The 19,558-nt window shown below is 61.4% G+C and carries 20 protein-coding genes; 6 read left to right on the top strand and 14 right to left on the bottom strand.

The annotated features are described in order from the left end of the window. Positions 1–288 precede the first annotated feature (288 nt). The gene (locus GHK62_RS31185; protein ID WP_153442767.1) at positions 289–513 is read left to right on the top strand and encodes a hypothetical protein; all 225 of its coding nucleotides are present in this window, start codon (positions 289–291) and stop codon (positions 511–513) included. 193 nt (positions 514–706) lie between these two features. On the opposite strand, the gene GHK62_RS31180 is transcribed toward GHK62_RS31185, so the two are convergent. After that, positions 707–925: a hypothetical protein gene (locus GHK62_RS31180; protein WP_153442769.1), complete on the bottom strand. Its 219-nt coding sequence runs from the start codon at positions 923–925 to the stop codon at positions 707–709. Positions 926–1,402: 477 nt separating this feature from the next. On the opposite strand from GHK62_RS31180, the gene GHK62_RS31175 reads away from it, so the two are divergent. Further along, entirely contained in the window at positions 1,403–2,194 is a 792-nt protein-coding gene (locus GHK62_RS31175) for a DUF899 domain-containing protein (RefSeq protein ID WP_167528408.1), read from the top strand. A 74-nt stretch (positions 2,195–2,268) separates the two neighbouring features. Here GHK62_RS31175 and arsH read toward each other — a convergent pair whose 3' ends face one another. The 11 genes from arsH to GHK62_RS31120 form a co-directional block, all read right to left on the bottom strand. Next, a complete protein-coding gene (gene arsH / locus GHK62_RS31170; protein WP_167528409.1) occupies positions 2,269–2,994 on the bottom strand; it encodes an arsenical resistance protein ArsH in 726 nt (241 codons plus the stop codon). After that, positions 2,969–3,400 (bottom strand): arsenate reductase (glutaredoxin), encoded by a 432-nt coding sequence (gene arsC / locus GHK62_RS31165; RefSeq protein ID WP_167528410.1) that lies wholly within the window; start codon positions 3,398–3,400, stop codon positions 2,969–2,971. Before arsC ends, arsH begins: the two co-directional genes overlap by 26 nt. After that, the gene (locus GHK62_RS31160; protein WP_153442773.1) at positions 3,397–4,095 is read right to left on the bottom strand and encodes an aquaporin; all 699 of its coding nucleotides are present in this window, start codon (positions 4,093–4,095) and stop codon (positions 3,397–3,399) included. Before GHK62_RS31160 ends, arsC begins: the two co-directional genes overlap by 4 nt. A 3-nt stretch (positions 4,096–4,098) precedes the next feature. Beyond that, positions 4,099–4,608 carry an arsenate reductase ArsC gene (locus tag GHK62_RS31155; protein ID WP_153442775.1) on the bottom strand — a complete coding sequence of 170 codons (510 nt, stop codon included), beginning with the start codon at positions 4,606–4,608 and terminating at the stop codon, positions 4,099–4,101. A 19-nt stretch (positions 4,609–4,627) separates the two neighbouring features. Then, on the bottom strand, positions 4,628–4,987 hold the full coding sequence (locus GHK62_RS31150) for an ArsR/SmtB family transcription factor (RefSeq protein ID WP_153442777.1): 360 nt from the start codon (positions 4,985–4,987) through the stop codon (positions 4,628–4,630). A 71-nt stretch (positions 4,988–5,058) separates the two neighbouring features. After that, complete coding sequence (locus GHK62_RS31145) at positions 5,059–6,255, bottom strand: MFS transporter (protein WP_184109008.1); 1,197 nt, start codon at positions 6,253–6,255, stop codon at positions 5,059–5,061. A 15-nt stretch (positions 6,256–6,270) separates the two neighbouring features. Further along, positions 6,271–7,683: a chromate efflux transporter gene (gene chrA / locus GHK62_RS31140; RefSeq protein WP_153442779.1), complete on the bottom strand. Its 1,413-nt coding sequence runs from the start codon at positions 7,681–7,683 to the stop codon at positions 6,271–6,273. Continuing rightward, entirely contained in the window at positions 7,683–8,498 is an 816-nt protein-coding gene (locus GHK62_RS31135) for a chromate resistance protein ChrB domain-containing protein (protein ID WP_153442781.1), read from the bottom strand. The genes chrA and GHK62_RS31135 overlap by 1 nt, the downstream gene beginning before the upstream one ends. 137 nt (positions 8,499–8,635) lie before the next feature. After that, on the bottom strand, positions 8,636–9,193 hold the full coding sequence (locus GHK62_RS31130) for an OmpA family protein (RefSeq protein WP_167528411.1): 558 nt from the start codon (positions 9,191–9,193) through the stop codon (positions 8,636–8,638). A gap of 11 nt (positions 9,194–9,204) precedes the next feature. Continuing rightward, positions 9,205–9,879 carry a L,D-transpeptidase gene (locus GHK62_RS31125; RefSeq protein ID WP_153442785.1) on the bottom strand — a complete coding sequence of 225 codons (675 nt, stop codon included), beginning with the start codon at positions 9,877–9,879 and terminating at the stop codon, positions 9,205–9,207. Positions 9,880–9,993: 114 nt separating this feature from the next. Then, positions 9,994–10,233, bottom strand: a complete 240-nt coding sequence (locus GHK62_RS31120) for a DUF982 domain-containing protein (RefSeq protein WP_153442787.1) — start codon at positions 10,231–10,233, stop codon at positions 9,994–9,996. A gap of 545 nt (positions 10,234–10,778) precedes the next feature. On the opposite strand from GHK62_RS31120, the gene GHK62_RS31115 reads away from it, so the two are divergent. Further along, positions 10,779–11,057, top strand: a complete 279-nt coding sequence (locus GHK62_RS31115; protein WP_153442789.1) for a DUF5132 domain-containing protein — start codon at positions 10,779–10,781, stop codon at positions 11,055–11,057. 163 nt (positions 11,058–11,220) lie between these two features. Beyond that, positions 11,221–14,409, top strand: a complete 3,189-nt coding sequence (locus tag GHK62_RS31110) for a cation-translocating P-type ATPase (protein WP_153442791.1) — start codon at positions 11,221–11,223, stop codon at positions 14,407–14,409. Between the two features lie 273 nt (positions 14,410–14,682). Here the strand turns inward: GHK62_RS31110 and GHK62_RS31105 are convergent, their stop codons facing one another. Continuing rightward, positions 14,683–15,189, bottom strand: a complete 507-nt coding sequence (locus GHK62_RS31105; protein WP_153442794.1) for a hypothetical protein — start codon at positions 15,187–15,189, stop codon at positions 14,683–14,685. Positions 15,190–15,506: 317 nt separating this feature from the next. Then, on the bottom strand, positions 15,507–16,805 hold the full coding sequence (locus tag GHK62_RS31100) for a DUF445 domain-containing protein (protein WP_153442797.1): 1,299 nt from the start codon (positions 16,803–16,805) through the stop codon (positions 15,507–15,509). 240 nt (positions 16,806–17,045) lie between these two features. On the opposite strand from GHK62_RS31100, the gene GHK62_RS31095 reads away from it, so the two are divergent. Further along, positions 17,046–17,624 (top strand): hypothetical protein, encoded by a 579-nt coding sequence (locus GHK62_RS31095; protein WP_153442800.1) that lies wholly within the window; start codon positions 17,046–17,048, stop codon positions 17,622–17,624. A 578-nt stretch (positions 17,625–18,202) separates the two neighbouring features. Further along, entirely contained in the window at positions 18,203–19,318 is a 1,116-nt protein-coding gene (locus tag GHK62_RS31090; protein ID WP_153442802.1) for an acyltransferase family protein, read from the top strand. Positions 19,319–19,558 lie beyond the last annotated feature (240 nt).

Below are 19,558 nucleotides of genomic sequence, written 5' to 3'. Positions count from 1 at the left end.
CGGGGCGAAAGAGGACGATACTTCCGCTCTTTGGGAGGGTGCCGGCGGCATGCACCGACACAAACCTATAGTGATTTCAGTATTGATTTAGAGCGGGGGCCTTCGGCAAGGAAAGCGTAGGGCCCCGCTTGTGGGCGCGCGGCGGGCCCTCAATAGGGCCGTCGGTTTGAAAGGTGCGCCGCTTCTCCTTGGTAGCTTTTCTCGTTCGTCCCAATGAACAGCGCGACGTTTCTCGCGACTTGTGCGACAATGAGCGATGAGATGTCCCTGATCCCGTGGTGAGGTCAGATGTACGTCAATCGACGCCTGGATGCAGCGGAAAGGCGCATCGCCGAGGGCGCCCGTCATGTGCTGATCCAGCGGGAAATCATTGTCAAATTAAAGCATCTTGGCAGCGACACCAGCATCGCTCGCCAGCTGCTGTTCACGTTTGAAATGAACTTGGCTTTCTACATCGTCGAGCGCGACCGACTCATCAGGGAAATGAAGGCGCTCGCGGGAAAAACACCGTAGACCTTTGGCGCATCGGTCATTCAGAGCATGGGGCGGGCGCTACTGCATTTTTCCTTAAATCGTAGCCGATTTAAGAAAAAAGCATGCAGCAATTCAAGGTGCTGCAGCGTCCTTTGCGCGTCTGATAAGACGCGCGGCGCTGTAGTCGATCCTGCATTGGGACGGGGTCGGGTAAAGGCGATCTCCCCGCCCGTCACTGAGTTCCTGACAGACGCTGCCGCAGGAAAGGCACGGTAAGCATTTTCAAGAGCGCCGGATCGCGAATGCCGAGGTGATAATTGAAGATCAGGCGCGTGAGTGTACCCTCTGCCACGGTGCTGGCGCGGAGCATCTGATGATCCTCGAGCAACTCCTCGAACACTGCGCTGAGCATGTCGACATCGGGAAGGGGAATGTGCGGTCTGATCGGCATAGCTCATCTTCCTCCGTTGGCACGACAGCGCTATGACGCTAGCAGGGCGCTGAATATTCCCGCAGATGGCCAGATGATGCGTTCTGGTGCGAGGCGCTGGCTATTAAATATATTAATCAGGGCGTCAGTACGCGCCGTTCTGCCCGTCGGATGCGCTAAAGCGGAATGAGGAGAAGTGTGCACGGTGTTCGCCCCCGTTACACTCTACCTCATTACGATCGACCACGTTCATGATTTTTGGGTCGATTCAACCTAAAATTATCGTGATCGCCTGCCTTAAATCGATTCCGGAGTGAAGAATCGCGCTCTCGTCGACCGGCGGCCCGTTGCGGTTGCAATTCCGCGTCATCGGAATGACGACACACTTGTTACTCGCACTCCTCGAGATCCCGGGTCAGACTGAACCTACGAACAACAACGGGCGAGGAGCCGCCGTGACGCGCGGCGCATCGCTCCGGATCAGGAGGTTCAGAAACAATGATTACGCCAGCCGAGAATACACGCAAAGCCGGAAACCCTGCCATGCGCACCCCGCCGGTCGTGTCGCCCGGGGCGTGGGAGGCGGCCCGGCAGAAGCTGTTGGTCAAGGAGAAAGCTCAGACCCGCGCCCGTGACGCGCTCGCCGCCGAACGCCGGCGAATGCCGTGGATGGCCGTCACGAAAGACTATGCGTTCGAGGGGCCTGACGGCAAGGTCAGTCTCGCTGACCTCTTCGACGGCCGGCACCAGCTGATCGTTTACCGCGCCTTCTACGAGCCGGGCGTGTTCGGCTGGCCCGAGCACGCCTGCCGCGGCTGCTCCATGGTGGCCGACCAGGTGGCTCATCTCGCGCACCTCAATGCCCGCGACACGACGCTCGTCTTCGTTTCGCGCGCACCGCAGGAGGAGATCAAGCGGCTGAAGGCGCGAATGGGCTGGGACATGCCGTGGTTCACCATCACCGACAGCTTCGACGCCGATTTCGGCGTGGACGAGTGGCACGGCACCAACGTGTTCTACCGCGACGGGGACCGCATCTTCCGCACCTATTTCATCAACAATCGCGGCGACGAGCAGATGGGGGGAACCTGGAACTACCTCGACATCACGCCGCTCGGACGGCAGGAGGTCTGGGAGGACTCGCCTGAGGGCTACCCCCAGACCCCGACCTACAAGTGGTGGAACTGGCACGACAGCTACATCGCGGATGCCGCGCCCGACAAGAAATGGGTCGAGGTGTCGGACGCCGGCGAGGCGGCGATGCGGAAGCATGACACGGACAAGAGGTGAGCGGGTAGCGACGACGGCTGGTCGGGTGAGGCGACCAGCCGCCTACGGCAGCTGCGACCCCATGAGGATCGCCGTCAGATGGACTTGAGCGAGACGCGCTTTTCCAACTTGGCGGCATCTTCCTTGCGTTCGCTGTAGCGGTCGACAAGATAGTCGGAGGCATCGCGGGTCAGCAGCGTGAACTTGACCAACTCCTCGCAGACGTCAACGACGCGGTCGTAGTGGGACGACGGCTTCATGCGTCCGTCTGAGTCGAACTCCTCGTACGCCTTGGCGACGGACGACTGGTTCGGAATCGTGATCATCCGCATCCAGCGGCCGAGCAGGCGAAGCGTGTTGACGGCGTTGAACGACTGCGAGCCGCCAGACACCTGCATAACGGCGAGGGTCTTGCCTTGGGTCGGCCGTATCGAGCCGATCGAAAGCGGTATCCAGTCGATCTGCGCCTTCATGATTCCGGTGATCGCCCCGTGGCGTTCCGGGCTCACCCAGACCTGGCCCTCCGACCATTCGGACAGGTCGCGCAGTTCCTGGACCTTCGGATGGCTGGCGGGCGCGTCGTCCGGAAGCGGCAGGCCGGAAGGGTCGAAGAAGCGCACTTCGGCTCCGAAATGCTCCAGCAACCGTCCGGCCTCCTGGGCAAGGAGCCGCGAATAGGACACCTGACGAAGCGATCCATAGAGGATCAGGATGCGCGGCGGATGGGTCGAGAATGGCGGCCGGAGCGCGTCGACGTCCGGCTTGAGGAGATGGCGCAGATCGGCGGCAGGAAGATCAGACAATGCGGCGGCCTTCTTCATCAAGAACCTTCTCTCCATCTTCCTTGACGAACGGTCCCTTGAACGCCTCGGCGGGCAGGATGTCGAGAACGGCCTCGGACGGCCGTGCCAGCCGGGTGCCCATCGGAGTGACGACGAAGGGGCGGTTGATGAGGATCGGATGCTCCAGCATTGCCGACAGGAGCTGCTCATCGGAGAGTGCCGGATCGTCCAGACCGAGCTCCGCATAGGGCGTTCCCTTCTCCCGGATGGCCTCACGGACGGAGAAGCCGGCGTCGCGGATCATCTTCGCGAGTTCCTCGCGGGTCGGCGGCGTTTTCAAGTAGTCGATGACCTTTGGCTCGATGCCGGCGTGGCGGATCAGGGCCAGTGTGTTACGCGAAGTCCCGCATGCGGGGTTGTGATAAATGGTGACGTCCATGGTCATTCGGCTTCCTTGACGGTTATGGGAGACACTGCCGTGTTTCGTTCGGCGAACATCCATCCGACGACGGCTGTGGCGACGAGTGCGCCGACGACTTCGGCGACTATGAAGCCCGGCACGTCCGTTGGGCGGATGCCCGAAAATGTGTTCGAGAATGCGCGGGCGACGGCGACGGCGGGGTTCGCGAACGAGGTCGACGCCGTGAACCAGTAGGCCGCCGTGATATAGAGGCCGACCAGCCACGGAATGGCGTCGGCGCGGAAGCGCAGGCCCGCGAGGATCGTGAGGACGAGTCCGAAGGTGGCAACCGCCTCGGCGATCCACTGGCCTGTTCCCGTGCGGACCGTTTCCGACACCTGGAACAGGGGAAGGTCGAACATGGCATGGGCGATCAACGTGCCGGCGATGCCGCCCACGGCCTGGGCGAGGATGTAGAGCACGGCCGCCGTCGCCTCGATCTCGCGCCTTGCCGCAAACACCATCGTCACGGCCGGATTGAAGTGCGCGCCGGAGATGGGGCCGAGAATGCTGATGAGGACGACGAGGATCGCGCCCGTCGGCATCGTGTTGCCGAGCAGCGAGACCGCCACGTCGTCGGAGAGACGGTCGGCCATGATCCCGGAGCCGACGACGGTCGCGACAAGAATTGCGGTGCCAAGGGCTTCCGCGGCAAGGCGGCGTTTGAGATCGAATGCCATGCTTCAGCCAGCCTTCGGAATATCGCGACCGATCTCGTCCAGCCTTCTTTGCAGGGCGAGCTTGTCGAGGCTCGTCATCGGCAGGCTGACAAAGATCGAGATGCGGTTGTTCAGCATCCGGTAGGTCTCGGCGAAGGAAAAGTGCCGCTCGGTCTCGCTGCCCTCGGCCGCGGCCGGATCAGGCACGCCCCAGTGCGCGGTCATCGGCTGACCGGGCCAGACCGGACAGGCCTCGGCGGCGGCCCTGTCGCAAACGGTGAACACGAAATCCAGTTGCGGCGCACCGGGAACGGCAAACTCATCCCAGGCCTTCGATCGGGCAAAGGATGTGTCGTAGTTCAGTCCCTTGAGGAGCTGCATGGCAAACGGATGCACCTCGCCCTTCGGATGCGACCCCGCCGAGTAAGCCTTGAACCTGCCCATGCCGAGCCTGTTCAGAATGGCTTCGGCGATGATGGAGCGGGCCGAGTTGCCCGTGCACAGAAAGAGGACGTTGTAGACCCTATCGCTCATGTCATTCTCCCAACTTGTCTCATCGTGTTTGCGCCTCCTCCTTGGGAGTGCAGCATGGGGTCAGATCGGTAATCAACGGCGCGCAGAGATTGGCGTTGCCGCCGCAGCAATCCTGCAGGAGGTAGAGCATCACGGACCGGAACCGATCGAGATCGACGCGGTAGATGATCGAGCGGCTTTGCCGCTCACCGCGAACCAACCCCGCCTGCGAAAGCGTCGCGAGATGCGCCGACATGGTGTTTTGCGGCACGTCGGCCAGTCTGGCCAGCTCACCCGCCGGCACCCCTTCGGGTTCGCGTTCGACCAGCAGGCGAAACGTCCTCAGGCGCGTCGGCTGCGCAAGGGCGGCTAGGGCAGTGATCGCTTGGTTTTCATCCATATATCCAGAATAATGGATGCATATGGCAAGTCAATGACGCTGCCACCCTTAAACTAAAGTGAGGTCCGCGTTCAGCATTCCTCGGGCGGCTTGAGGTGCCGGAATTGCAGCAGCAACAGGAGGTCGTAGGTGATCTTCAGTCCGGCGCAGATGAGGAGCGGCGAGGCGCGATAGGACGCAGCAAAGAGAGCGCCCGCAAGCGCTGGGCTGGCGGCTGCGGCAAGACTGCGCGGCACCGAGGTGAAGCTTGCGGCAGCAGCGCGTTCCGCCTCTGTTACGACTGCCATCACATAGGACGAGCGTGTCGGCACGTCCATCTGCGACAGTGCCGCTCGGATGAGCAGCAGGACAAGCACCAATGGGAGGCTCGGCGCGAATGCCGCAAGCGCCAGGGCGATGCTGGAGGGAATGTGCGTAAACACCATGGTGTTGATGAGCCCGACCCGCTTCGATAACCACGCGGCGACGGGAAACGAGAACGCCGACAGCACGCCCGTCCAGAAGAAAAACACACCGGCTTCAAAGAGCGAGAGGTTGAACCGCTCGAACAGCCAGAGGGCGAGCAGCGACTGGACCACGAATCCGCCGGCGAATGCATCGAGGCTGAACAGGGCTGCAAGCTTCAGGACGATGGCACGCGAGGGGCCGAGTGCCGTGGTTTTGTCGGATTCGCGGCTCGCGGGGCGAGACGGTATCCGTGCATAAAGAAGGCCGCCAAGGATGCCCACGACCGCGTAGAGAACGAACATCAGCTTGATGGCTGCCAGATGCCCCAGCGCCAGGCGCGTCATCAGGTCGGGCAGTGCCGCGGCGAGTGCGCCGACTGCGCTTGCGAGCGCGCCGACGAGGCTGTAGCGAGCGAACATCCTCGTGCGCTCGACACTCGCTACTTCGCGGGTGAGCACCGCATGCTCCAGCGGCACGAAGACGCTCACACTGCCGGCGGAGGGATTGATCGTGCCGGCAAATGCGACCACGAGCAGCAGCGCATAATCGTTGATCATGGACATGGCCACACCGCTGGCGACCATCAGGCTGGCGGCTGCCAAAAGCAGACCGCGCAGATCATGGCGGGCGCCGAGAAACCCGATGGCGATCGTCAGGAGGGCAGAGCCAAAGAGCGATGCTGTCGCGATGACGCCGACTTGCAGCGACGAAAAGCCGAGGGCGAGCAGGTAGACTGGCAACAGGATGGCGACGAAACCGTCGCCAAAGTCGCGCAGAGCCCGCGCTGCGAAAAGATATGTGGCCGGATGAATGCCTTGCACCGGAGTAGCTCCGCTCTAAACCCACCCCATCAGCAATCCACAGAAGAGGCCGGTGAGGGAAGAGCCGGCCAAGACCGTCAGCATGCCTATGTTGAAGCGGAACACTGCGACCATCGCCGCGAGCGTCAGGATCAGCGATGCCACGTTGACGGAACTCAGGACCGGAACGTCGATCGTCATGCCGAGCCAATGCGCTTCATAGAGTTCGCGAAACAGCACGTGCAAGGCGAACCAGACCGCCAGGTTGAGGATGACGCCGACGACCGCGGCCGTGATCGCGGCCAGTGCGGCCGACAGAGCCTTGTTGCTGCGCATCGTCTCCATGAAGGGTGCGCCAAGGAAAATCCAGAGAAAGCAGGGCACGAAGGTCACCCAGGTCGTCAGCAGTCCACCCAACGTGCCGGCAAGCAAAGGATTGAGGGAACCCGGCTCCCGGTAAGCGCCCATGAACCCAACGAACTGCGTCACCATGATCAGCGGGCCGGGCGTTGTCTCCGCCATGCCGAGACCGTCAAGCATCTCGCCGGGCTTCAGCCAATGATAGTGCTCGACCGCCTGCTGGGCGACGTAGGAGAGAACGGCGTAGGCGCCGCCGAAGGTGACCATGGCCATCTTGGAAAAGAAGATCGAGATGTCCGTGAAGACGTTGCCCTGTCCCAGAAATACCAACAGGGCGAAAACGGGCCCGCCCCAGAGCAGCAGTCCGACCGCGGCGACCTTGAGCGGCCAGCTCATCGGTGGGCGGGCGTGGGGCGGAATCTCTTCGCCAAGTGCGCTGTCGACGTCGGCGACCTGTCTGCCGCCGACCTTGCCGTGGCCATTGCTCGCAAGAAACGCCGCCCAGCCGGCCCGGCCGCCAAAATAGCCGATGACGCCCGCGGCCAGCACGACCATGGGGAAGGGGGCACGGAACAGGAAAAGCGCGATGAATGCCCCGGCGGCGAGCGCCAGCATGACGTTGTTCTTGAGCGCCCGCCGGCCGATGCGAATGACCGCCTCGAGCACGATTGCCAGAACCGCGGCCTTCAATCCGAAGAACAGCGCCTGGACGGCTCCGACATTTCCGAAGATGGCGTAGATCCAGCTTAACGCCATGATGGCGACGGCGCCGGGAAGCACGAAAAGGGTCCCGGCGACCAGCCCGCCCTTGGTCTTGTGCAGGAGCCAGCCGATATAGATCGCAAGCTGCTGCGCCTCCGGCCCCGGCAGCAGCGTGCAGTAATTGAGCGCGTGCAGGAACCGCGTTTCGCCGATCCAGCACTTCTCCTCGACGATGATGCGATGCATTATCGCAATCTGCCCGGCGGGGCCGCCGAAGCTCAAGGCAGCCACGCGCGCCCAGACGCGGAGCGCCTCGGAGAAGGAAATACCGTGGCTCAACTGGTGCTCAGATGCGGGGCTGGTGTTTCGCAGAATCCCGGTCAACATCACGCTCCCTTTTTCGGCCAGTTGTGCGTTTCGTCGGTGGCGTCGCGGCACCAGCGGTAAAACGCGTCGTAAAGAAGCAGGCCTGCCTCAAGTTGTTCATTGTCGTCCGCGTACATACGCGACAGGCCGAGCGATGCGGCAAGAAGGCCGGGAGCTTGCGGTGAGAGGTCCAGGCGCGCCGTGTCGGCGCCGCGCACAATCGTTGCAAGGTGGAGCAGGGGATCCGTCGCAAGCCCGAACTCCTCAACCATCACATCGAACGTACAGAGTTCGCCGCGATGGCTCAAGCGGATCGGGGCGTCGATGTCGAACGGCGTCGCCTGGAAGCGATCCGCGACCGCCTCGACTTCCGATGGGGCAACGAACAGGAACACCGCGTTGGGATCGATGAAGCGTCGGATGAGCCAAGGGCAGGCAATCCGGTCGATCTTCGGCCGCGATCGTGTCACCCAGACGGTGCGCCCCTGTTCATCGCGCTTGGGCAAGACGGAGGCGGGAACCGCCGGGTATCCGGACCCGGCCCAGGCTTCGAAGCCGCCCTCGAGCACATCGGCTTTAATGCCGGCGTGGCGGAGCCAGGCGGCAATGCCGTGACTGAGCTTCTTGCCGCGATGGCAGATGACAATCACCGACTGACCGTAGAGGTCATCGATCCAGAGCTGCAATTCGCGGTAATCGCGCCGGACCGAGCCGGGGACCAGCCGCGGATCGGCTGCGAAATCCTCGTCGGTGCGCACATCGATAAGAGCCGGGCATTTCGGGGTGCCGATAAGGCGGGCAAGCTTTTCGGATGAAATTTCGAGAAGTGACGGCATGGCGCGTCCTCCGTCTAGCGGTTGATCGGACGCGATGCTTCGGCTGTCGCCTCGTGGGGTGATCGCAACCCCATGCGGGGTGTTTTCCGCTCTTCAGCCGGCGCTGTCAAGCAAGATAGCCGCAAAGCATCCCGCGATCAGAGCGCGTCGCGCTCGGTGCGCAGGTTGGAGACGACGCGCCGATTCTGAACCTGGCAGGAGCGGTCCGTGCAGTCACGAACCTCGCGGTCGTTGCCGTAACCCTTGGCCCACAGGCGGTTGGCATCTACGCCCTTCGAGACGAGATAGGCCATCACCGCGTCGGCGCGTTTCTGCGACAGCGTTTCCATGTTTGACGCGGACCCGGAATCGTCGGCAAATCCCTGCAGCTTGACCAGCCAACGCGGGTTGCTGTTGAGCCAGATGGCTTGCTTGTCCAACGTCGCCATGGCGACGGAATCGAGCGCGGACGAGTCCTTCGTGAAGTAGGTCCGCCGGCCGACATTCAGGATGAAGTCCTCTTCGCTGCCGGCCACGACATTTTCGAAACCGGGCGCCGGATCGTTGGTCTGTCCGGTGATCGGCGCCGCGGTCGGCTCTTCCAACGCGGCGATTTCAGTGGTGGTGTTGCAGGCGGCGAGCGTCAGAAGCATGGCCGCGGCGGCGAGCAGCCTCGTGCATCCGGTCAAAGCAGACATCAGCGTGATATTCCTCATTCGACCGGGCCTCATTCGACCGCAGTTGCCTGGCTGACCTCAGCGGCACTTTCGGCCTGGTCGGCAATGTGCGGCAGCACTTGCACCGCGGTGCCGATGGGGCAGCGCTGATAAAGATCGATTGCATCTTCGTTGAACATGCGGATGCAACCGCTGGAGGCATCCCTGCCGATGCTGCCCGGCTCCAGCGTCCCATGCAAGCGATAGCCGGTATCTACACCATCGCGAAGCAGGTACATGGCGCGCGGGCCAAGCGGATTCTTCGGCGAGCCTCCCTCGACCGATTCAGGCAGTTCGGGGTGGCGCTCACGCATCTCTGGCGGCGGCGTCCAGCGTGGCCAGAGCGACTTCCGATCGATCGTGGCGCGGCCATACCATTTGAAGCCCTCGCGGCCGACACCGACGCCGTAGCGGATGGCGGTCTTGTTCTCCATGATCAGGTAGAGAAAATGGTGCCTGGTATCGACAACGACTGTGCCGATCGGCTCACTGCTGAAATATTTGACAACCTGGCGGCGCCACTTCTTGTCGATCTTGGCAAAGTTGGTGCTTCGGTACGTCACACCATTGTCGACGGCGGTGCCGGAAAAATAGGAAGACGCCGCTGCGAGTGTGGGTTTCTGGATCGTTACGGTCCCAAGTGACGCCAACCCACCAAGCACAATATCCCTGCGCGTCCACTCCATCGGCCATATCCCCCTCAAAAGCCAAGCAGCGAAGTGGCAGTAAATCAGATTTTTCATTTGCCACAACATAAAATTGCGGGGCTTTGGGGGGGTAAGCGAGGCGAACGAATGATGTCAGCGCAGCTTCTTGATTTTGGCCTCCTCGACAGCGGCAATGAAGGATGCGCGGGCCTGCTCCCACGGATAGATGCCGAACATTGCATCGGTGCACTGATTGAGCGCGGTCAGGTAAGCGGCTCCCTGTTCGATGGTCCAATGCTCATTGAGCAGGCGAACCGCATGAGCTGGCGTCCAGACGATCTCGACTCGCTCGCCCAATTGGACGATGACGGCTTCTCCCCAGTTTTCGTTCATTGCCTCAACTCTGCGGTCAATGCGGGCCTAACCGTACACGCAGGCAATGGTTCCTGCGAACCGGAGTGTCCTGACGATAAAGTCACTAGCGCAGCCTCCTACTCGAAGGCAGGCGCAACCGTAGCCTTCGCAACTGTGGCCGCGGTCCAGAGCACGCCAGCCCAGCCGGCAGAAGGCGGAGCAGCGAGGCCCCAATCCAGAAGGCGAGCATCGTCGCGCTCACCTTCCGAAAGTTACTCGGCAGTCGGAGGGAGGGTCTCGGAGGACTCGCCCGCATGCGAGCCGAAGGGGGCCCGCTCTGGGAAAAAGCCAGGAAATTGACAGCGGTACGGTGGGTTTTCCTTTATTATGACAATAACAATTGTGATACTTTGATGACAGGCAGCCGGCGCATGCGTTTGGGGGGCTGCCGCGGAGAATGTCCTGCTCCGAAGGGGGGAAGATCATTTGGGCTGATGCTGGCTCGGCAGATTTGCCGATAGGGAGGCTTGTCTCGTCAGCGATTACCATCGAAGCGTTAGAGGGGGCGGAAAGGGAGACCTGACATGGCTTTACTCGAAGACGCATTGAAAGGTAACGTCCTCACCAGCGTTGCCGTCGGCGTTGGCGCACTGATGCTCGCGCCGATCGTTGTTCCCATAGCAAGACCGATGATCAAGGCCGTCATCAAGGCCGGCCTGGTTGCCTATGATCAGGGCCGGATTGCTGCGGCTGAACTCGGCGAAGGCTACGAAGATCTCGTGGCTGAAGCGCGTGCCGAAATGGGGAGTCCCAACGGTGGGACGGAGCCCGCTAAACGTCCGGCGGCGAAATCAACATCGTAACGGCGAAAAGCAGAGACAGACACGTAATCACCACATCGCCGGCAGCCTGCCGCATGTTTCTTGAATCGTAGCCGGTTCACCGACATGCAGCAATTCAACTTGCTACAGCGCCCATCCGATAAGACGCGCGGTGCTAGAGAAGCTGCCGGCGAGGGACGGTCGTATGCCCCAAATGGCAACAGGTGGGCCACGCAGGCGCGAAAGGCCCGGGTCGAGCAGCGGCGGCGCACACGGTCGCCAAGGCGACCTTCAGGATCAGCCGCAAGGTGTGGCCGTTGCCGATGCCGTTGCGCCAACGCCTGTCTCCATCCGGCTGGTGCACGCCGCGGCACCCGGGAGAGCGCGTCTTCATATCGATGCGCTCGTGGAAAGCAACCAGGTTCAGAGATTTCTCGAGCGTACTCTCCCTGCGATTGGCGGCGTTTCCGGTGCCGCGGCGAGTCCGCTCACCGGCAATCTGCTCGTTCATTACGATCCAGCCACGCCACTCGAGGCGATCATCGGGCGGATCATCGAGCTCCTGCAAAGCGGCATCGGGCCGTCCGACGACGATTCCCGTGACAAAAAGGGCTGGCACCATCTGGACACGGAAGCGGTAGCGACCGACCTAGCGACGTCCCGCACACGTGGATTATCCGAAGACGAGGCGCGGGAGCGCCTGGTGGCTGCGGGAAGCAACGCTCTACCAGCGCTTCCAACGCGCTCCAACCTCGGCATCTTTCTCGCCCAGTTCGATAGCGTACCCGTCGCGCTGCTGGCCGGTGCGGCGGTCGTCTCCCTCGTCACCGGAGCCTTGCTCGAGGTCGGGGCGATTTTGGCGGTGATGGGGGTGAACGCCGCCATTGGCTACAGGACCGAGACCGGAACCGAGCGGATCATCCAGAGCCTGAACCTGCCGGCGCCGCAGGCCGCGAGAGTAATTCGCGATGGCGATCCGCACGAGGTGGCGGCGGAGACGCTTGTCCCGGGCGATGTTCTGATGCTGGAGCGCGGCATGGTGGTGCCGGCCGACGCGCGCCTGTCCGCCGTGCGCGGACTGACCGTCAGCGAGGCGGGATTGACCGGCGAGAGCATGCCGGTCCGCAAATCCGATGCGCCCGTAGCCGTGACGCTTCCGCTCGCGGAGCGGACCAGTATGGTCTACCGCGGCACGGTGGTGACGGGCGGGAGCGGCACAGCCATTGTTGTGGCGACGGGCGCGCGGACCGAGATCGGAAGAGTTCAACAGCTCGTCGGCGCAACCTTGGCGCCGCAAACACCCATGCAGCGGCAAATGGGCGAACTGGGGCGACAACTCGGATGGCTGACGCTCTATGCGGGCGGACTCATTGTCGGCATCGGCTGGTTGCGCGGGATCGCGCTCTACCAAGCCGCCCGATCGGCCTTGTCCCTTGTCGTGGCCGCGGTTCCAGAGGGTCTGCCCGTGCTCGCTGTTACGACACTCGCGCTCGGTGTCGAGGACCTGCGACGACGCAATATTCTCGTGCGCCGGCTCGAAGCTGTGGAGCCGATGGCAGCCGTGCAGGTCGCCTGCTTCGACAAGACCGGCACCCTGACCTTCGGCCGCATGTCCGTGGAAGTCGCCGTCTGCGGAGACCAGATTTACCAGGCTGGAGAGGGCAGTCGGCTCGACGGCCATGATGATGCCGTGGCGCACCCAAACGGAAACGACTGCTTGAGAAGGCTGCTCACGATCGGCTGTCTCTGCAGCGAGGCGGAGGTCGAGGCAGACGAAGGCGACAGTATCCTCAACGGTTCGGCTACCGAGAAGGCGCTCGTCCAGGCAGCGATCGACAGTGAAATTGACGTTGCCGCATTGCGTCGAGGGTTCCCGAAGGTGTCTCTGCAGCAACGCACCGAAACCTACCGTTTTATGGCGAGCGCGCATGCCAACAACGGTCGCCTGCTTCTCGCCGTGAAAGGAAGCCCTCTCGAAGTTCTCGATCGCTGCCGGTGGGAGGGACTGGCCGGCGGTGGGCGCAGGCCTCTGACGCCGGAGCGCCGCGACCGGATCGAGGGAATCAACGCCGAACTGGCGGATCGCGCGCTGCGGGTTCTCGGTTTTGCCTATCGCGATGTTGGCGACGAAACGCAAGACGAACCGGCGGTTGCGGAACTGACATGGGTTGGCCTCGCCGGCCTGGCCGATCCCGTCCGCCCGGGTTTGAAATCGCTGATGGCGGAGCTTCATCGGGCCGGACTCCAGACGATCATTCTGACCGGCGATCAGCGGGCGACGGCCCGAGCCGTCGCCCATAAGGTCGGCCTGAACGGGACGGGAGACATTGACATTGTCGACGCCGTCGACGTTGACCGCATGACGGAGGCCGAATTGGCGGTTGCGGCGCGCCGGGCGCAGGCCTTCTCGCGCGTCGGCCCCGCACAGAAGCTCAAGATCATTCGTGCCCTGCAGCAATCGGGAGCCACGGTGGCGATGATCGGCGACGGTATCAACGACAGTCCGGCGCTGCGCGCAGCCGATGTCGGTATCGCTTTGGGTCGGGACCCGTACGCAGCGGCACGCGAGACGGCGGACGTCTATCTCGCCACGGATGATCTGGGCGGCCTCATTCCGGCAATCGAGAGAGGCCGCACCACCTTCACGAATATCCGCAAGGCGATACACTATCTCTTCAGCACGAATTTCAGCGAGGTCCTCGTCATGCTGTGTGGCATGGCCGTGGGCCTTGGCGAGGTCCTCTCGCCGATGCAACTCCTGTGGATCAATCTCATCTCCGACGTGCTGCCGGGACTCGGTCTCGCGATGGAGCCGCCGGAAGCCGCCGGCATGCAGGACGGGCCCATGGTCGCGGACAAAGCCCTGCCTGGAGTCCAGAATCTCGCCTCGCTCACCAGCGAGGCGGCGCTGCTCGGCTCAGGCGCCATGGCGGCAGGCCTCTACGGCGCGATGCGCTATGGGACTGCTTCGCCGATCGTGCGGACCATGACCTTCGGCGCTCTGGTGACGGCCCAACTGCTCCATGCGATCACCTGCCGCTCGTCCACGCGTAGTGTTTTCGATCGCGGATCCAGCCCCGCCAACCCGGCACTCACGGGCATTCTGGCCGGTTCGGTGGCGGCGCAGTCGGCTGCCTTGTTCGTGCCCGGCATCCGCAGACTGCTCGGCCTCGCACCGCTCGGCATCCTTGATGCAGGCATCATGCTCGCCGGCGGAACGCTTCCGTTTGCAATCGCCGAGGTGCGCAAGTCGGCTCTCAGCGCCAGCACGAGCCATGCGAGCGCGCCGCTCACCTTCACGCGAGCGCCAATGGCGCCTGCCAATGAGTCCCGCCCCAGGCTGTTGGAGGCGCCGGCCAACGTGTCATGGCTACGTCCGCATGGTGCGAAGTAACCAGACGCCACATCACATGACAGCAGCTCAATTGGTTTGGGGATGCTTTTCGCCCTCTTTCCTGTGACGAGAACACGAATGAGGGCAGGGGGTTGCGGCACCGCGACCGGCTACTGCATGATCCTTAAATCGGAATCGATTTAAGGATCATGCAGCCATTCAAATTGTTACAGCGACCTTAGCGCGTCCGATTGGACGCGCGGCCCTGTAGGCGCGCGGCATTTTCGCGGGTTCCCTTCAAGACGGCGTTATTGATGGGGTGGATCGAAACAACTACGCCGCGGCGGGAAGGCGTTGCTCCGCAATTTCCAGGCCGGCCGGTGCGACAGGCGTGGCTGCGGGGCCCGCGAGCCAGAGCGCAGAGCGGGTTGCTGCCTTGACACCCAGTTCGACCATCAGACCTCCCGGCTGGCGCGAGATCAACGCCAGCGCGACCTTTACGATCAGCGCGCCGAGATCCATTTCGCCCCCTGACAGCGTGCGAATGTGTGCATCGATCCGCGCGACAGGCGGCAGCGTCTGGCGCTCGCAGACGGGTTCAGGTCGGGCATTTGCGAGATCGAGCCCGTGGTTCAGGGCGGTCACGTCACACGGTTCGTTATGCTCGATCAGAACCGTTGCGGTGAGTGGGTTGACCTGGACGGCGAGAACGCCTTCGCAGGCTAGGAGATTTGCCCGAAGTTCGTTGAAGTACGCTGCGTGATGTCGTCGTGCCGGGATCCTGATGCGCACTCGCCCCCGTGCGCGATGGATGATCTGGGCATAATTTCTGCTCGGCATTGCTCGTCTGCTCATCGTGTTCCGGAATTTCCAGCCCCACATGGGGTCCGCGTTGCGGTCCATATAGGCCGCGAGCATGACAGTATGACTACAGTCGGAATGGCCTTTAGCGCCGCGCGTTCAATCGGATGCCACAGTACACGACAGCAGCCAGCTTCTGCCTCGTTGGTTGGGTACGGCAATGCATCTCCTCCTGCCCTCGTTCCAGGCGAAATACCAATTGAGCTGCCGTCGCGTATTGTGATCGGACGCGCAAAGGTTGCTGTCGCATCCGATTTGAGCAGCCATGCAGTAGCCGCTCCGCACGAAGAATGCGGCTACCCGATCAATTGAGAGGTGAGAAAGATAAGGCTGCCGGCGAGGGCGCCGACGATGGTGCCGTTCATGCGGATGTACTGGAGATCGCTGCCGACGACGAGTTCCAGGCGCTCCACGAGCGTCGGACTGTCCCAGCTTCTGACGACTTCCGTCACAAACTTGCCGATCTCGTGACGCCAGGAGACCAGATATACGGCGAGTTCCTCCAGAAACGCGTCCATATGTTTCAGCATGGCCTGGTCGGTCGCAAGCGTCTTGCCGATGAGCATGCAGATCTTCTCAACGGCCGCGCGTGCTTTCGAGGTTGGCTGCGACAGGTCTTCGAGCATCACTCGCGAGGTCTCTTGCCAAACGGCGGCGACCCAGGCCTGAACATCCGGATGCTCGAGGATACGATTTTTGGACGCGTTGATCTGCTTGCGCTGCTCCGGGGAATTGATGAGCTCATTGATCAGATGGGCGAGCGCCTCGCGAAACTTAAATCGCACCTCGCTCTCCGGCTCCCTGAGGTCGTTGAGGAGATCGGCACAGCCGGTGATGATCGCGTCGGCAATTTTCCGGTTTATGGTCTTCGGGATCCACCAGCGACTGCGTTGCTGAACCAGAAGGTAGATCTGGTCGCGGTTGTCTTCGAGCCACTGGGCGGCGACGCCCAGGACGCGTTCGAACAGGACATCCGCTTCGCCGCTTGCGGTAACCATGTGAATCACGCGGCCCATGACGGGCGCGATATCTGTTTGCCGGAGCTGCCTGCCGAGCGTGCGCCGGACGAACTCGCGCAGGTCGTGACTATCAAGAGAGCGAACGAGGTAGGGCATCGCTGCGACGACGGCGTTTGCGATGACCGGTGCAGTCTCCGGGGTCGACAGCCATCTCGCAAAACGCTGCGCCGCGTTGGCGCTCTTGAGCTTGCGCAGCAACACTTCCTGGGTCAGGAAGTGACGTTCAATGAAACGGCCAAGGGTCTGCCCGATGCGCTCCTTGCTGTTCGGGATAATGGCCGTGTGCGGAATGGGAATGCCCAACGGGTGCCGAAAAAGCGCCGTCACCGCGAACCAATCGGCAAGCCCGCCGACAATTCCCGCCTCGGCCGTGGCGCGAAGCAGCCTTGTGGCGAAGCCGGGGTCGGCAACGAAATGTGTTCCGACAAAGACGGCGCCCATGGTGACAAGAAGCGATGTCGCCAGGGTGCGATTGCGCTTGAGGCGCCGCCGCAGGAAATCTTCGGAACGAGGCGGCGGTAGGGTGCCTGAAGCCGGGGTTGGGGTATCAAGTGATCGAATGCGATCCGGTGCCATGGCATAACCTCTCTGATCGACGCGCTGCCGGGGCTCAGCCTACAGCGACCTTTGCACGTCCGATTGGACGAGCGGCGCCGTAGAAAACTTTTCAACACCCGACAACCACAGAATCAACAAGCATGGCAACAGCTGCTATAATGTTCGTTCGGGCGTGGATCGCTGCCCGTGGTCAGGCGTGGGTGTCTAACGATACCCTGATACATCCGTGTTGGTCACCCTTTGGGGGAGATGGACGACATGCTGCCGATCGCCTTCCTTGAACATGAGTCACCCGGGCGCGTGCGCCTGAAAGTTCCTTCCAAGCGTGGCGATGCATCATTCTTCCAGGGCGTCGCGCGGGATCTCGCCGACAACGGCGTTATCGCCGAGCTGAAGACGAACCATCAGACAGGTAGTATCACCATATGGCACTCGAGTGATATCGACGCGCTCCGCGACGACGCCGCGGCCCGCCGTATCTTCGAGCTTCGTGCCGAGCGACCCGGCACACTCAGCAACCGCGCCGTCGTGCGCGCGCTGAAACCCGTGGGTCACACCGGTCTTCTCAAGGCGGCTGGCGCGGGGCTTCTCGGGTTCGGTCTTTTGCAGGTCTTGCGAAGGCGAACATTGGGCCCTGCAAGCGAATTCTTCTGGCATTCTTACGCAGCGCACCGCCTCCTGGGGAGCCCTATGTTGTCCTCGGCTCTGGGAGGGATCGGCCTTCTGCAGCTCATGCGGGGGCGCGTGCTCGGATCGGCTTCGGGATTGTTGTTCTATGCCGTGGTGGTTCACTCCCTAGTCCATGCCGTCGAGAAAGAGCGCGAGCGCGCCGAGTGACAGACTCGGCCCAACGTCGGCTACCTGCGTCTTTTCAGCCGCACAAAGTCGCTGTAGCACTTTGAATTGCTACGGCGCTTTCATGAGCCTCTGACAGGCGTCACCTGTTCTTCCATCACCCGTTTCTCGCCATGCTTTCGTGGAGGCGAGATCTGAGAAAGGCTGAGGCAGGTAACGGAGGTTTGTCGAGACCGCTGGCCAAATAGGACCAGCTTACAGTCCTTCCACATTTCAGTTAGGGGCTGGCAGATTCTAAGACCCTTGCGTCCGTCTTATAAGACTAAAGTCCGTGGCGCGGAGCAGCCGGCTCCCGTAAACTCCTATTATAGTAAATAGGATGACCTCTGTTGTCGGTCTGTGCCAAAGGCATGGGCCGTTTTTTTCTGCATCCAGTAGAAAAAACTACAATACCCAAAAAAGCATCCAGAATGCCCTTGCCATGTAAAGAATGTAGCCTCGAACGATTGTCCGCGTACGAGGCTAATAACTTACGCCACCCTTACTAGACCGTTGGATATATTTACAAATCTTGGTGGGAATGTGAAGTTTCGGCTGCAACTCACTCAGGATGCCAGGCGTTGGTCGACCTGATCACAAAACCCAGTGATTCCGCGGTTGAACTGCATGCTACGCTCTTGACGAGTGGCCATCTCGTCTACATCCACTATTTTCGTGCAGTGGCAATTCTTCAGATTCTCGTTCTGCATGCATGTCGTGTCTTCATGCTGCGGGGCTTTGACGAGCAAGTTCCTCCGTCGAATCGCTTCTTAATCGTGAACGACATTCTGTTTCATGACACGACGATGTATTTGGCGATAATATCCGGAATAATTTATTCAACGCGTCTTTCAAAGAGACCCACCTTTCTGTTTTACAAGCAGCGATTCCTAAGAGTCGTCGTGCCATATATCGTGATGTCTATGCTGTTCTCGACGCTACTATTCTTCAGATGGAACGGCGTTGAGGGCATCCACGATTTAATCGCGCTCACAAAGTTTCTTTCCTACAACGTTCTTTGGGGCGAAGCTCAAAACACCTATTGGTATATCCCGGTGGTTGTACTGCTCTACGCGCTCAGTCCGATCCTTCATCGGCTGCTTACCACTGCCGCGAGATACCCGATGCTAATTGCGGCCGTTACCTTGCCGCTCTTTTTCTCTCGGACAGGAACCGACGTCACGATCGCCACGTGCATCTTCTTCACCGGCACCTACGTCATCGGCCTGTACATGGGTGAGGACGTGGAGGGACGTTTGGGCGCGATCGCCCGATATCTGCCGCTGCTCGGCGTTGTTGCGGCTATCACGACGGCTTTACTCTGGTTCCTATACACTCATGGCATAGACAAATGGGGGCCGACATCGCTGCGGGAGAGCGTACATTTTGTCCAAAAGCTCGCTCTTGGCGCTCTCATCCTGATCTGGCTTTGGCGACGGTGCAAGGACCTTCCCCTGGTGGTTGCACGCACTTTGGATCTGGTCGCATTGAGTGCTTTCGGACTTTATCTGCTGCACGGCTTCGTTTTTCGCATCTGTCTTCGGATCGCGTCCGCTGTTGTTGCATCACCGGATTCGACCTGGAACTTGATCGGCGGAGGAGCCATCATCTTCTGTCTCGGATTGCTCAGCTGCCTAGTGATCATCTTCCTGTTGCGCGTACTGCTCGGCAAGCATTCACGCTTGTTGGTTGGCTGAAGCGTACCGATCGCAAACGCTGCATGATTTATCCTTAAATCGGAATCGATTTAAGGATAAATCATGCAGCAAATCAAAGTGCTACAGCGGCCTTGGCGCGTCCGATTGGACGCGCGGGCACTGTAAAGCGCGTCGCGTTCATCGGACGCATGCGACACGCTTTAGGTCACTGCTTTTATGCGTGTCGCTCAAAACCGCTGCGCACTTTTGGGCGACATGTATTAGCCCAAAACATGGGAG

Origin of the sequence: Sinorhizobium terangae, assembly GCF_009601505.1 — a bacterium.
Classification (GTDB): Bacteria; Pseudomonadota; Alphaproteobacteria; order Rhizobiales; family Rhizobiaceae; genus Sinorhizobium; species Sinorhizobium terangae.
Note: the sequence above shows the minus strand (reverse complement) of the source record. Positions and strands in the feature narration are given on the sequence as shown.

What these genes read in the sequence shown, in the direction of transcription:
- GHK62_RS31155 (WP_153442775.1), bottom strand. Translation starts at nt 4,608, where the DNA reads ATGAGCGATAGGGTCTACAACGTCCTCTTTCTGTGCACGGGCAACTCG.
- GHK62_RS31130 (WP_167528411.1), bottom strand. Translation starts at nt 9,193, where the DNA reads ATGAGGAATATCACGCTGATGTCTGCTTTGACCGGATGCACGAGGCTG.
- chrA (WP_153442779.1), bottom strand. Translation starts at nt 7,683, where the DNA reads ATGTTGACCGGGATTCTGCGAAACACCAGCCCCGCATCTGAGCACCAG.
- GHK62_RS31110 (WP_153442791.1), top strand. Translation starts at nt 11,221, where the DNA reads ATGCCCCAAATGGCAACAGGTGGGCCACGCAGGCGCGAAAGGCCCGGG.
- GHK62_RS31135 (WP_153442781.1), bottom strand. Translation starts at nt 8,498, where the DNA reads ATGCCGTCACTTCTCGAAATTTCATCCGAAAAGCTTGCCCGCCTTATC.
- GHK62_RS31125 (WP_153442785.1), bottom strand. Translation starts at nt 9,879, where the DNA reads ATGGAGTGGACGCGCAGGGATATTGTGCTTGGTGGGTTGGCGTCACTT.
- GHK62_RS31160 (WP_153442773.1), bottom strand. Translation starts at nt 4,095, where the DNA reads ATGGCATTCGATCTCAAACGCCGCCTTGCCGCGGAAGCCCTTGGCACC.
- GHK62_RS31150 (WP_153442777.1), bottom strand. Translation starts at nt 4,987, where the DNA reads ATGGATGAAAACCAAGCGATCACTGCCCTAGCCGCCCTTGCGCAGCCG.
- GHK62_RS31115 (WP_153442789.1), top strand. Translation starts at nt 10,779, where the DNA reads ATGGCTTTACTCGAAGACGCATTGAAAGGTAACGTCCTCACCAGCGTT.
- GHK62_RS31100 (WP_153442797.1), bottom strand. Translation starts at nt 16,805, where the DNA reads ATGGCACCGGATCGCATTCGATCACTTGATACCCCAACCCCGGCTTCA.
- arsH (WP_167528409.1), bottom strand. Translation starts at nt 2,994, where the DNA reads ATGAAGAAGGCCGCCGCATTGTCTGATCTTCCTGCCGCCGATCTGCGC.
- GHK62_RS31105 (WP_153442794.1), bottom strand. Translation starts at nt 15,189, where the DNA reads ATGCCGAGCAGAAATTATGCCCAGATCATCCATCGCGCACGGGGGCGA.
- GHK62_RS31120 (WP_153442787.1), bottom strand. Translation starts at nt 10,233, where the DNA reads ATGAACGAAAACTGGGGAGAAGCCGTCATCGTCCAATTGGGCGAGCGA.
- arsC (WP_167528410.1), bottom strand. Translation starts at nt 3,400, where the DNA reads ATGACCATGGACGTCACCATTTATCACAACCCCGCATGCGGGACTTCG.
- GHK62_RS31180 (WP_153442769.1), bottom strand. Translation starts at nt 925, where the DNA reads ATGCCGATCAGACCGCACATTCCCCTTCCCGATGTCGACATGCTCAGC.
- GHK62_RS31095 (WP_153442800.1), top strand. Translation starts at nt 17,046, where the DNA reads ATGCTGCCGATCGCCTTCCTTGAACATGAGTCACCCGGGCGCGTGCGC.
- GHK62_RS31185 (WP_153442767.1), top strand. Translation starts at nt 289, where the DNA reads ATGTACGTCAATCGACGCCTGGATGCAGCGGAAAGGCGCATCGCCGAG.
- GHK62_RS31175 (WP_167528408.1), top strand. Translation starts at nt 1,403, where the DNA reads ATGATTACGCCAGCCGAGAATACACGCAAAGCCGGAAACCCTGCCATG.